The sequence below is a fragment of the Kitasatospora sp. NPDC001095 genome, from assembly GCF_053598615.1.
Window position 1 is genome coordinate 138,573 of record NZ_JBSFKQ010000013.1, and the last position, 11,088, is coordinate 149,660.

Annotated in this window: 14 protein-coding genes and 1 pseudogene; 9 read left to right on the forward strand and 6 right to left on the reverse strand. The window is 71.4% G+C overall.

The genetic code is table 11. The annotated features are described in order from the left end of the window. Positions 1-20 precede the first annotated feature (20 nt). Positions 21-716: an aspartate/glutamate racemase family protein gene (locus ACWDBB_RS15010; RefSeq protein WP_449789991.1), complete on the forward strand. Its 696-nt coding sequence runs from the start codon at positions 21-23 to the stop codon at positions 714-716. A gap of 146 nt (positions 717-862) precedes the next feature. Here the strand turns inward: ACWDBB_RS15010 and ACWDBB_RS15015 are convergent, their stop codons facing one another. From ACWDBB_RS15015 to ACWDBB_RS15030, 4 genes and pseudogenes are all read right to left on the reverse strand, one after another. Then, positions 863-1,693, reverse strand: coding sequence for a hypothetical protein (locus ACWDBB_RS15015; RefSeq protein WP_449789976.1), 831 nt, complete (start codon positions 1,691-1,693; stop codon positions 863-865). Positions 1,694-1,898: 205 nt separating this feature from the next. Beyond that, positions 1,899-2,258: a hypothetical protein gene (locus tag ACWDBB_RS15020; RefSeq protein ID WP_449789977.1), complete on the reverse strand. Its 360-nt coding sequence runs from the start codon at positions 2,256-2,258 to the stop codon at positions 1,899-1,901. A gap of 14 nt (positions 2,259-2,272) precedes the next feature. After that, on the reverse strand, positions 2,273-3,259 hold the full coding sequence (locus ACWDBB_RS15025; protein ID WP_449789992.1) for a transcriptional regulator: 987 nt from the start codon (positions 3,257-3,259) through the stop codon (positions 2,273-2,275). Between the two features lie 99 nt (positions 3,260-3,358). Further along, positions 3,359-3,595: pseudogene (locus ACWDBB_RS15030) on the reverse strand (helix-turn-helix domain-containing protein); the annotation flags it as partial. A 189-nt stretch (positions 3,596-3,784) separates the two neighbouring features. Here ACWDBB_RS15030 and ACWDBB_RS15035 point away from each other — a divergent pair. The 8 genes from ACWDBB_RS15035 (at position 3,785) to ACWDBB_RS15070 (ending at position 9,201) form a co-directional block, all read left to right on the forward strand. Further along, positions 3,785-4,201 carry a hypothetical protein gene (locus ACWDBB_RS15035; RefSeq protein ID WP_449789978.1) on the forward strand — a complete coding sequence of 139 codons (417 nt, stop codon included), beginning with the start codon at positions 3,785-3,787 and terminating at the stop codon, positions 4,199-4,201. Beyond that, a complete protein-coding gene (locus ACWDBB_RS15040; protein ID WP_449789979.1) occupies positions 4,198-4,854 on the forward strand; it encodes a hypothetical protein in 657 nt (218 codons plus the stop codon). The genes ACWDBB_RS15035 and ACWDBB_RS15040 overlap by 4 nt, the downstream gene beginning before the upstream one ends. Further along, a complete protein-coding gene (locus ACWDBB_RS15045; RefSeq protein ID WP_449789980.1) occupies positions 4,818-5,666 on the forward strand; it encodes a protein kinase domain-containing protein in 849 nt (282 codons plus the stop codon). Before ACWDBB_RS15040 ends, ACWDBB_RS15045 begins: the two co-directional genes overlap by 37 nt. Further along, positions 5,663-6,163 (forward strand): GNAT family N-acetyltransferase, encoded by a 501-nt coding sequence (locus tag ACWDBB_RS15050; RefSeq protein WP_449789981.1) that lies wholly within the window; start codon positions 5,663-5,665, stop codon positions 6,161-6,163. The genes ACWDBB_RS15045 and ACWDBB_RS15050 overlap by 4 nt, the downstream gene beginning before the upstream one ends. Before the next feature lie 83 nt (positions 6,164-6,246). Continuing rightward, the gene (locus ACWDBB_RS15055; protein ID WP_449789982.1) at positions 6,247-6,666 is read left to right on the forward strand and encodes an ATP-binding protein; all 420 of its coding nucleotides are present in this window, start codon (positions 6,247-6,249) and stop codon (positions 6,664-6,666) included. Positions 6,667-6,680: 14 nt separating this feature from the next. Continuing rightward, a complete protein-coding gene (locus tag ACWDBB_RS15060; protein WP_449789983.1) occupies positions 6,681-7,232 on the forward strand; it encodes a hypothetical protein in 552 nt (183 codons plus the stop codon). Between the two features lie 314 nt (positions 7,233-7,546). Further along, complete coding sequence (locus ACWDBB_RS15065; RefSeq protein ID WP_449789984.1) at positions 7,547-8,542, forward strand: helix-turn-helix domain-containing protein; 996 nt, start codon at positions 7,547-7,549, stop codon at positions 8,540-8,542. A 128-nt stretch (positions 8,543-8,670) separates the two neighbouring features. Further along, positions 8,671-9,201 (forward strand): RICIN domain-containing protein, encoded by a 531-nt coding sequence (locus ACWDBB_RS15070; protein WP_449789985.1) that lies wholly within the window; start codon positions 8,671-8,673, stop codon positions 9,199-9,201. 55 nt (positions 9,202-9,256) lie between these two features. Here ACWDBB_RS15070 and ACWDBB_RS15075 read toward each other — a convergent pair whose 3' ends face one another. Both ACWDBB_RS15075 and ACWDBB_RS15080 read right to left on the reverse strand, forming a co-directional pair. After that, positions 9,257-10,153, reverse strand: coding sequence for an aminoglycoside phosphotransferase family protein (locus ACWDBB_RS15075; RefSeq protein ID WP_449789986.1), 897 nt, complete (start codon positions 10,151-10,153; stop codon positions 9,257-9,259). 60 nt (positions 10,154-10,213) lie between these two features. Beyond that, on the reverse strand, positions 10,214-10,879 hold the full coding sequence (locus ACWDBB_RS15080; protein ID WP_449789987.1) for an HAD family hydrolase: 666 nt from the start codon (positions 10,877-10,879) through the stop codon (positions 10,214-10,216). Positions 10,880-11,088 lie beyond the last annotated feature (209 nt).

Here is an 11,088-nt window from a genome sequence, read left to right on the forward strand (position 1 = left end):
AAATGGCCCCCATGAAGACCATGAGGACCGTCGGCCTGATCGGCGGCATGAGCTGGGAGTCCACCGCCGAGTACTACCGCCTGCTGAACCGGCTCACCCGCGAGCGCCTCGGGGGACTGCACTCCGCCCGACTCGTGCTCTACTCCGTCGACTTCGCGCAGATCGAGCGGCTGCAGGCGGCCGGCCGGTGGGAGGAGGCCGGCGAGGTCCTCGCCGACGCGGCCCGGTCACTGGAGGCGGCGGGCGCCGACCTGCTGCTGATCTGCACCAACACCATGCACAAGGTCGCCGACCAGGTCGCGGCGGCGGTCTCCGTCCCCCTGCTGCACCTGGCCGACACCACGGCGGCGGCCGTCCGGGCGGCGGGCCTGCGGCGGGTCGGGCTGCTCGGGACGGCCTTCACGATGGAACAGGACTTCTACCGCGGCCGGTTGACGGCGGGCGGCCTGGACGTCCTGGTGCCGCAGGCGGACTCGCGCGCCCTGGTCCACCGGGTGATCTACGAGGAGCTGTGCGTCGGACAGGTCCGCGAGGAGTCCCGGGCAGCGTACCGGCGGGTGATCGGGGACCTGGTGGCCGGGGGCGCGGAGGGGATCGTCCTCGGCTGCACCGAGATCGAACTGCTGGTCCGGCCGGAGGACAGCCCGGTGCCCGTCTTCCCCACCACCCGGCTGCACGCCGAAGCGGCGGTCGACGCCGCCCTGGCCGGCCTCTGACGGGTCCGGACGATTCCTCGGCGACGACTACACCTTCATCAAGGGCGAGGTCACCCCTAACGCCGCCCTCGGCACCAGGTCGCCCACTTCAACGACCCGGACGGCACCAACCTGGAGATCTTCCGCCCCGAGGGCGGCTTCGCCAGCTAGGAGTTCGCGGCGGCGGGTTGTCGGAGTCGGCCACGCAGGGCCGCCCGGGCCCGGGCGACGCCGCCGGGGGTGGCGGGCGCGCCGGTGCCGACGGCAACGGCCCTCGTGCCGAGGCCCGCGCAGGCGCGGCAGATGCCGGGGCGGGGCACCGGATCGTGGCAACGGCCGCACTCAGCATACGGATTGGGCGGGGCTTCGGGGCGTTCCGGCGGCAGCTTGCGTTGCAGGCGGTCCCGGAGGATCGCCGCCGGGCAGTGCATCGGCTGCGGCAGCCCGGGGATCAGGGCCTGGGCCAACTCGGCCTCGCTGCACCCCCGTTCCAGCCATTGCGCGACGAGCGGCGCCAGCGCCTGTGCCTCGGCCTCGCCGAGGCGCAGGCGGGGCTCGGGCCTGATCACCCGGAACAGGGTGGCCACGGCGGCCCGCGTCCGTTCATCCGGGAGGGTGGGTTCTTGTCCCGGGTCATTTACGGGAGGGGTGACAGCACCGCCGGAACTCCCTCCACCGGAGGCCGGGCGGGGGACAGTCGGTGCGGGCTGAGGGGTGTCGAAGACGTGGGCCTCGGAGCGGACGGTGCCGTCGGCCCTCCGGACCTTGTCGACCCGGTAGTACCCGGCGTCCTTGAGTTCTTTGAGCGCCCGCCGCACGGCACCCCGCCCCTGCGGACTGCTGTCCGCCATCTGCCGCCCGTCCTCCCTCCAGCCGTCGGGGCGGGAGAGCAGGTCGGCGAGGAGGCCGCGGGCGGTGTAGCTGAGCCGACGGTCCTGCAACAGGCCGTTCGGAAGAACGGTGAACGCGCGCGTGTGCGCGTTACGATGAATCCGCATCTGGAGCTGTTCTCCTGGTGCCAGACCCCGGGGTGTTCCCGCACCGCCGGGGTCTCCTATGCTCTGTTGATGATGCGGAAAGTAGCACATCGACTACGAAGAGTGCGAACGGTTCTCGCGCGAAGCTCTGACCCCCACACCACGTACGCCCCCACCTTCGGCGTGGGAAGTCGGCCCCGCCGGCTTCCCACGCCGAGCACAGCACTCAGGAATGGGCGCGTTCGATCGCCTCGAAGACGTCCGCATCGGTCTCCTGCTGCCACGACGGCAGATCGACCCAGTCGGCGACGTAGCCCGGCTTCGGATTCTCGATGTGCTTGTGGATCTGGGCGATCCAACACGTCGCTACGAAGCGGCCCTTCTGCTCCCGGGTCAGCTTGGACGTGTTGCCGCCGCTCACCAGAATGAAGTCACGGACCTGGCCGAACACGGCGGCGGCGCACTCACGCTCCCACTCGGGGGTGTCGTCCCACGGGGCGACATAGCCTGCCTTCGGCTCGCCCGGGTAGTGCTTCGACACACCGGCGATCCACGCTTCGCGGAAGAATTGCCCGTCAGACGACATGCGTTGATCCTTTGTCAGGTGGCGCCATCAAGCGCCGAAATCTGCTGGTACAGGGCTGAGGCCCGGCGGTCGGCCACGAGCGGAACGAGACGGCTCCTGACCGCCTGCAACTTCCTGCCGATGTAGCCCGAGCCGGTCTGGTCCGCCAGCTCCAGAGCGGCGTGAGTGTAGTGACTCGCCTGGTCCAGGTCACGGCATTCGGCACTCAGGGCTGCCAACTCTGCGAGGACGGCACCCCGGCGGCGCAGGGAGAGCTGTTGGGAGAGCGCGGATGTCAGTGCCTGCTCCGCCAGATCCGGGCGGCCGAGTGCGAGATAGCAGGTACCGCGCTCCTCCGCGAGACGCGAACCGTCGAATCGGAGCCAGCCGCCATTGTGGAGTAGCCCGGACAGGTTATGTACCTGCTGGGCGTTATCCAGCGCTCGCTTGGTCGCGTCAAGGTCGCCGAGACCCGCAAATGCCTCCGCCTGAACTGCCGCCACCCAGTACCGGGTCGAGAGCTGACCGTCTCCTCGTTCAGCGACCTGAGAGGCCGCCTCCAGAATCGGAGCCGCGACGGCGAAACGCTGCTCGTAGAGCTCCACAAAGGCGTGCCGCGTCAGCGCATAAGCCCACATATCGAAAGCGCCGGCTTCCTTGCTGGCACTGGCGGCGAGCGTGTAGCAATGCGCAGCATCGGTGTACCGGTTGGCGTCGAAGAAGATCTCGCCCGCGAGCTGGTACAGATCTCCCACCAGCGCACAGAGCTGCCGGCGCGATGCATCGTTCTGACTTTCCCCCAGCCCCTTTGCCAGGACACCCAGTTGGTGCCTGACCATCGGGTACACGGCCAGCTTGGAGTCGGAGAGCCCGAACAGCTTCCAGAGGTGCGAGTTCAGTTCCGGCCCGACTTCCGTCAGGGACGCGGCCACGCCGGATCGAGACGAGGGGGTCTCGGCGCTCGGCAGGGCGATGAGCGCACCGGTCATGGCGAGCAGGCTCAGGACATCGCGGCGCTTCATGTCATCAGTATCACCAAGAGGTGGGGCAGCAGCCCAGACCACCGAACGGTCAGGGGCTGTCACCTCTGGCGCGAGGAGGTCCGCCAGGCCCCCGGGGGTGACTCTGAGGACCTTTGCCATCTTGGGGTGTACGTACCCCTGGGGGTTGGTCGCACCGGCCTCCCAGCGGGTGACCGTGGAGACTGCCACTCCCAGTTCGGCGGCGAATGCCTCCTGACTGTAGCCCAGTGCCTTGCGGCGCTGCGCGAGTCGCTTCCTTCTCGGAGTCACAATCGCCCCCGCTCGATTCAAAGGGCCCCAGGTCACGCAGGGTAGTGAGTTGATTATGCCTGACATATGCCCAGCTTCTGCTCTGGTTCAGGGCAACTCCCGCACCGTTCACTGGATACAGCTACCCCAGGCCCGCTCGCTCCCCGGGCGGCCACGCACTCCCGACGCTCGGAGCAGGTGATGCCGGGCCGGGTTTCCCTCACAGCTACCCGTACCCGCCCGGGCGGGCAGCGCTGACCCCGATTGGAGAGGCCCATGACCACCTCCACCACGTCCGGTGTCGAGCTGGACGAGCTGGGCAAGTTCTTCACGATCGCCGCGCGGCGGATCGACGCGGGCGAGGGCGCGCCGGAGATGTTCTCCGCCGTCGTCGACGCGGCGTGGCACCGGCTGCTCGCCGACCCGGTCGCGCACGAGGAGTTCGCGCTCCGGTACGCCAGCCGCAGGCTGGCCCACGTCGAGAGCTCCGGCAGCGGCTTCATCTCCTGGGTGTCCGCGTACGAGGAGGCGTACGGCCCTCTGCCCGAGATCTGGTTCACCGACGCCGACGGCACGCTCGACACCCAGGCCCTGGCCCACTACCGCGAGACGGGTGAGGTCTGGGCGGAGTGGGACTGCTCGCCCGCGCCGAGCGACGGCGACGAGCTGGTCCCGGTGGCGTCGCACCTGTGATCACCACACCATCCGGCGCAGCGTCCCGGCCGACCGCCGGGGCGCTGCGCCTCATCGAAGCCCGGACGCAGGACCCCCTCGGTGTGGACGTGGACGGGTACCTCGCCGAGCTGTACGAGCACTGTCCGTTCCTGCGGCCGTCCACGTCACGGGGCATGGCCGGTTGGACGGTCTACGAGATCGCCCCGGGCAGTCACCGGTACGCCGTGGAGGCCGAGTTGTTCTACGCCGGGGTCCAGGCCGCGGAGTGGGTCCGTCCGCTGATGGGTCGGCCATATGGCGCCCTGGCGTGCGAGAACGTGGTGTTGGTCGGGCGCTGCGAAGGCGCGGGCCATGGCGAGCTGATGGCCTGGCCGCACTGGGCGTTGAAGCACCTGTACGGGCCGGTCGGAGTCATGTTCGGCAAGTTCCCCCTGGGTGCCGTCGAGACCAGCCGGCGTGGGCAGGCCATCCCGTCGCCGCCCTTCTCGTTCCTCCCGGTACGGGCGGGCGTGCGGCCCCTGGACCCGAGGTTCCTCGTGGAGACTCCCGATCTCGCCGCGGCCCTGGCCGTCGCGGTGGACGACGGCCAGGACGTCTTCAAGCACATCCCCTGCGAGTGGAAGGCAGTACGGCAATGGGCGAGTTCGCTACCGAGGCCGGAGAGGCACTGAAGGCCACGAAGGCCCTCTGCGGGCCGCTGAAGCAGTTGGAGGAGATCAGCAGCCGGCGGGGATCGGCAGTGTGGAAGGCCAGCGGACCACGCGGTGTGGCGAGCATCAAGCTCGGCACCGGCGAGGCCGCCGAGGTCACCGCCCGCGAAGCCTCCGTCCTCGACCAGCTCCCCGGCTACACCGTTACCGCCGGCCGCTTCCCCGACGGCATCTGGTACATCACCCCGTGGCTGCCCGGCCCCTCCACCTGGCAGGTCTTCCGCCCCCTGCGCAAGGGCGACGGCGAGAAGGACGAAGCCCTCGCCGCCGCCGTCGGACTGTGCCGTGCGGTGGCAGACCTCCACGCCGACGGCTGGGTGCACGGCGACCTCCAGCCCGCACACGGCATCCACGGCCAGGACGGAACAGTGCGCCTGCTCGACTTCGCCTGGACACGGCGGATCGGCACCACCCCGTGGACCAGATTCGACGGCACGATGATCCACCTCACCGCGCCCGAGTCGGCCGCCCGGATCATCAACGGCCCCCAGCCCGTCGAAACGACACAGCCTGCCGACGTCTACGCCCTCGCCGGCACCCTGTGGACCTGCGTCACCGGCACGTGGCCGCTGGACTACGAGGCGGCCGGGCTCGAGAAGGGAGCGCCGGTGGAGGAGATCCGCAAGACCATCGCCCACTGGGCTGTCCCTCTGTCCACCGTGCTGCCCTGGCCCGCCCTCCAAGCCCGCCTGCGCAACGTCCTGCTGGCCGCGCCCGATGACCGGCCGACCGCCACCGAGCTGACGAAGATCATCGAAGCGGTGGACGGGTGATCAAGCTGCGGGAGCTGGGCACCGGAGACGCCGAGGCCCTGCAACGGATCTACAGCGCGGAGTCCACCAGGTACCTGGGCCGATCACCGATGGACGCCGAAGAGGCCCGCCACCGCGTCCGCGACATCATGGCGGCTGCTGCGCAGTCACCACGCACGCTGTACGTGCTCGGATTCACCGTGGACGGTGACCTCCTCGGCATCGGCAAGCTCCACTGTGACCGGCCGGTCGCCGCCATCAGCTACATCCTGCGCGCAGACGCCTGGGGCCATGGCTACGCCACCGAAGGAGTCCGCAAGATCCTCGCGCTCGCATTCGGCCACCTCGGCCTGCCGGAGGTCCGCGCCAAACATCGCACCGACAATCCCGCCTCCGGCCGCGTCCTCCGTAAGACCGGGTTCGTCACGACCGGCGAGCGCTCCGGCTTCATGACCTACACCCTCGCATCGCCCGGACTGTCCCACCCCGGCTTCCAATCGAACCTGTCACGTCCATAGTCGACTGGCTGTCCGTCATTGGTCCATCACCATCAGTGGTGTGGCTGGTCTCTCTACTCCTTTTGCTTCCAAGGTGTTCCCTCATGCTCACGTCCCGCCGCCCCCGCATGTTCGTCGCGCGCCTCGACTCGCGAACCGAATCCACGCCCCTGGCCCGCTACTTGCTCCGGGCGTACCTCTCCGGGCTGCCCTCCGGGGACCGGTACCGAGACAGCGCCGAACTGCTCCTGTCCGAGCTGTTCGCCAATGCCGTCCAGCACTGCGACGCGCCCGACGACCGGCGCATCGAAGTGCGCTTCTCCCTCGCCGGCTCCCGCCTGCGCGTCGAAGTCCACGATGCCGGCGATGACCGCCCTTCCCTCCGCGCCGCCGCGCCGGACGACGAGCACGGGCGCGGCCTCCTCCTCGTCAACGAGCTCGCAGAACGCTGGGGCTGCGCCGACCGCCCCTGCGGCATCGGCAAGTTCGTCTGGGTGCTCATCGCCCCCGCCACCCTCGCCTGAAAGCCCGATTCCCTATGCACCTCGCCACCCTGGCCCGGCACACCCTCTCCCGTGGCACCACCCCCGCCGCCACCTACGCCCTCCTCGCCCGCCTCGGCCACCGACCCCTGCCCGTCGCCCGAGCCGTCTGCCTCGCCCTCGACATCCCCCAGGCCGAGACCACCCGCCGCCTCGCCGACTGCTACGACGCCCTGCTCGCCGACCCCCGCCCCGACTCCGCGAGCGACACCGGCGAACTCCTCGAAGCCCTCGGCGTCTTCGACATCCCCAAGTCCCTCACCGACACCGAACTCGCCGTCGTCGAACACTTCCTGACCGCCGTCGACGCCATGGGCGGCATCCGCCCCGGCCACCGCCACGGCCTCAACCGCTGGTTCACCACCGGCAACCTCACCGCCGCCTACCTCTCCCTCACCGCCACCCACCCCCTCCCTCGCACCGGCGACCCCGCCCGCTACTGGTCCACCCTCACCACCGCCGGCGAACTCCTCGCCACCACCCTCCCCTCCGACCGCCGCATCCGGTACGCCCTCACCCACTGCCGCACCCGCACAACCCGCCCATAAGCACAGGAAGTCGGCCAAGTCGACTTCCTGCGCAAAGCGGCAACGGGCCCTGGGGCGGCCTGAATGGGCTCAGCTGTGGTGGCCCCGGCCATCCATGGCCGGGGCCACCGTTGCCTTTTGTTGCTCCTGGAAGGGGTGGGCGGGTGGGGCGCAGCTGCTGCCGCTGTTCCGGCTTGTTCTCTTCGGCCGACGCCGTCCGGCGCGGGGCCTCGCCCGAGGGCGGCCTCGTCGGCTGATCCCCTCCTCCCCCGGGCCGGATCCGTCAGCGGTGTGAGAATGCCGGGACGGGGAAGGCCAGCCAGGGGAGGTCGAGCATGCTGACCGAGTCGGTGTACCGGACCGAGGACGTGGAACCACGGGACCGCTTCGAGTACTGGCAGCAGCAACTCACCCGGATGATCGCGCCGTTCGACGTCCGCACCGAGCACAGGGCCGACTTCCGGTCCGAGGTGCGTGTCCTGCCGCTCGGCGACCTGGCGCTCTGGACGATGGAGCACCCGCCGCTCGCCGCGAGCCGGTCGCCACGCCTGATCCGCTCCTCCACCGACCCCGAGCTGTACCTGTTCTCGCTTCCGTTCGGCGACACCGCCACCGCGGTCCGCTCCGACGGCCTCGGCGCCTACCGCCCGCACGACGTGGTCCTGCAGGACAGCGCCCGGCCCGTCCTCCTCCAGGCGAGCACCGACGATCCGCGCCAGCTGTTCCGCGGGGGCTGGCTGACCGTGCCCCGACAGGCGCTGCCGCTGTCGCCGGACCGGGTCGGCACGCTCACGGCCCGCCGGATGCCCGGGGACGCCGGAGTGGGCGCCCTGCTCGTCCAGTTGCTCGCCGGCATCGCCGCCGACCCCGGCGCCTACCGGGCCGGCGACGCACCCCGGCTGGGCACCGTCGCCCTCGACCTAGTGTCGGCGCTGCTCGCCCACCACCTCGACGCCGAGGACGCCGTACCGCCGGAGAGCCGGCGCCGGGCCCTGGTCCAGCGGATCCGGGCCTTCATCCGGGCCCACCTGCACGAGCCGGACCTCGACCCCGGCGCGGTCGCCGCCGCGCACCACATCTCGGTCAGCTACCTGCACCGCCTCTTCGAGGACGAGGAGGAGACCGTCGCCGCCTGGATCCGCCACCAGCGCCTCGAACGGGCCCGCCGCGACCTCGGCGACCCGGCCCTGGCCACCACGCCCGTCCACGTCATCGCGGCCCGCTGCGGATTTCCCCGCGCCGCGGACTTCACCCGCGCCTTCCGCGGCGCGTACGGCCTGCCGCCCCGCGACTACCGCCACGGCGCCGTGACGGTCGGCGGTGGACTCTGAACCAAGCGGCAGTGGACCGCATGCTAACGACAACCGCCGGGGGGCGTCGGCAAGCTGATGATGCGTCCGACACGGGGGATCGAGTGGCGGACGCGACCAACACCGACACCCTCGAAGGGGGACCATCCATGTCCAGCAAGGGACTCCGCAGCACCCGGCGCTCCGCCGTCGGCATCGGCGTCGCCGCCCTGGCGCTCACCCTGACCGGCCTCGGCGGCGGCCAGGCGTTCGCCGACTCGCGCGCCGGCCTCTCGGCCACGATCGAGATCAAGAACGACAACGGCAAGTGCCTGGAGATCACCAGCTCCTCCACCGCGAACGGCGCCCGGGCCCAGCAGTGGGACTGCAAGGGCCAGGCCGGCTCGAAGTGGCGGTGGCAGTCCGCGGGCAACGGCTACTGGAACCTCGTGAACGCCCACAGCGGCAAGTGCCTGGAGATCCAGAGCTCCTCCACCTCGAACGGCGCCGAGGCCCAGCAGTGGTCGTGCAACGGCCAGGACGGCGCGAAGTGGTGGGTGGAAGGAGTCCGGTCGAACCGGTCGGTGATCCGGAACCACAGCGGCAAGGTCCTGGAGATCACCAGTTCCTCCGGCGCGAACGGGGCCAACGCCCAGCAGTGGGAGTACAAGGGCCAGTCCGGCGCGCTCTGGTTCTGGTGACGAGCCGCCGGCCGCTCCCCGCCCGTCGTCTCGCGGGCGGGGAGCGGCCGGCCCGCTACGCGTGCTCGGCCAGCACCTCGGCGATCACGTGGCGGGCGATGGAGGTCATCCTCGGGTCGCTGTCCCGGTAGTAGGACACCTCCATCAGGGCGATGGACAGGGCCCAGCCGCGGGCGCGGTCCCAGGCCGCGTCGTCGGGGGCCGCGGCCGCGCGGAAGGCGGGGCGGGCGGCGGCGGGCAGGACGTACCAGGCGGGGATCAGGTCGACGGCCGACTCGCCGAGGCCCGCGCAGCCGAAGTCGATGACGGCGGCGAGCCGGCCGTCCGGGCCCACCAGCAGGTTGCCGGGCTGGAGGTCGCCGTGGAGCCAGACCGGGGGGCCGGTGGGGGCGGGGGCGGCCAGGGCGTGCTCCCAGGCGGCGGTCGCGGCGGCGGCGTCCACCAGGTCCGGCACGGCCGCGATCGCCTTCCTGGTCCAGGCGTCGCGCTCCGCCAGCGACTCGCTGCGGTGGGCGGCGGGCCCGTCGGCCGGGTCGATCCGGCGGATGGCGGTCACGAAGCCGGCCAAGTCCCGGGCCAGCAGCCCGGGTTCGGCGATTCGCCCGGTGACGGGGGTGGTGCCGTCGAGCCAGCGCAGCACCGACCAGGGCCAGGGGCAGCCGTCGACCGGCCCGCCCACGGCCAGCGGGACCGGCACCGGGACGGGCAGCCGCGGGGCCAGGTGCCGCAGCCAGCGGTCCTCCTTGGCGATCTCCTCGACCACCCCGGGGATCCGCGGGATGCGCACCACCAGCTCGGTACCCAGCCGGTACATCGCGTTGCTGGTCCCGGTCGGCATCACCGGCTCGACCGGCAGGCCCGCCCACTGCGGGAAGTACTCGGCGACCATCCGGCGCACCAGCGACTCGTCGATGTCCAGTTCGTCGGGGTGCAGCTTGCGGGAGGGGGCCATGGTGACCGACCCTGCCAGCCGCGGACCGGGCCCGGCAACCGAATTGGCGCCGGGGGTGCCCTACCCCCGGTGGATCGCGCCCGCGGCGATCAGTCCGGGCAGCTCCCGCATGTCGTCGAAGACCACGGTGCCCGGCCCGGCCAGCCGCTCCGCGGCCGTGACGCCGCCCGCGTAGCCGAGCGCGCGCATCCCGGCGGCGCGGGCGGCCTCCACGCCGGGCCGGCTGTCCTCGACCACCACGCAGGCGGCCGGGTCGACGCCCATCGAGCGCGCGGCGTGCAGGAAGAGGTCGGGCGCGGGCTTGCCGCGCCCGACCTCGGTGGCGCTGAAGATCCGCCCGGCGAAGTGGTCGTGGAGGCCGGTCCGGCCCAGGGTGTGGCGCATCTTCTCGTGGGTGCCGCTGGAGGCCACGCAGGTGGGCAGGGTGATCGCTGCCAGCGCCTCCGGCAGGCCGTCCACGGGGGTCAGCCCGGCGTCGACCGCCTCGGCGTGCAGTTCGTGGAAGCGCCTGCCCCACACGGCCGCCACCTCCGCCCCGAGCCGCTCGGCGACCAGCGCGTTGTTGACCGGCTCCGACCGACCGACGAAACGCTCGATCGCCTCCGTCTCGGTCAGCGGCCAGCCGTACTCCCGGCCCAGCCGCACCAGTACCCGGACGGCGATCACCTCGCTGTCCACCAGGACGCCGTCGCAGTCGAATATCACCAGCTCAATGGGCTTGATCATCCGGCCAGCATACGGCCGGGCCCAACCTGGTCAGCCAACTGCCCTACAGCCGTAAGGAGTCGGTATCCGCAGGCCGCGCGACCCGGGGCGACGGGCCGCGCGGCACTGGTCACCGGCTCAGCCGGTCTGGACGGAGGTGTCGTCGATCACGAAGCTGGTCTGGAGCGAGGCGTCCTCGGTCCCGGCGAACTTCACCGTGACCGTCTGGC

Bases quoted from the DNA above. Each gene is read 5' to 3' on its own strand.
- ACWDBB_RS15010 (WP_449789991.1), top strand. From the start codon at position 21: ATGAGGACCGTCGGCCTGATCGGCGGCATGAGCTGGGAGTCCACCGCC.
- ACWDBB_RS15015 (WP_449789976.1), bottom strand. From the start codon at position 1,693: ATGCGGATTCATCGTAACGCGCACACGCGCGCGTTCACCGTTCTTCCG.
- ACWDBB_RS15020 (WP_449789977.1), bottom strand. From the start codon at position 2,258: ATGTCGTCTGACGGGCAATTCTTCCGCGAAGCGTGGATCGCCGGTGTG.
- ACWDBB_RS15025 (WP_449789992.1), bottom strand. From the start codon at position 3,259: ATGAAGCGCCGCGATGTCCTGAGCCTGCTCGCCATGACCGGTGCGCTC.
- ACWDBB_RS15035 (WP_449789978.1), top strand. From the start codon at position 3,785: ATGACCACCTCCACCACGTCCGGTGTCGAGCTGGACGAGCTGGGCAAG.
- ACWDBB_RS15045 (WP_449789980.1), top strand. From the start codon at position 4,818: ATGGGCGAGTTCGCTACCGAGGCCGGAGAGGCACTGAAGGCCACGAAG.
- ACWDBB_RS15055 (WP_449789982.1), top strand. From the start codon at position 6,247: ATGCTCACGTCCCGCCGCCCCCGCATGTTCGTCGCGCGCCTCGACTCG.
- ACWDBB_RS15060 (WP_449789983.1), top strand. From the start codon at position 6,681: ATGCACCTCGCCACCCTGGCCCGGCACACCCTCTCCCGTGGCACCACC.
- ACWDBB_RS15065 (WP_449789984.1), top strand. From the start codon at position 7,547: ATGCTGACCGAGTCGGTGTACCGGACCGAGGACGTGGAACCACGGGAC.
- ACWDBB_RS15070 (WP_449789985.1), top strand. From the start codon at position 8,671: ATGTCCAGCAAGGGACTCCGCAGCACCCGGCGCTCCGCCGTCGGCATC.
- ACWDBB_RS15075 (WP_449789986.1), bottom strand. From the start codon at position 10,153: ATGGCCCCCTCCCGCAAGCTGCACCCCGACGAACTGGACATCGACGAG.
- ACWDBB_RS15080 (WP_449789987.1), bottom strand. From the start codon at position 10,879: ATGATCAAGCCCATTGAGCTGGTGATATTCGACTGCGACGGCGTCCTG.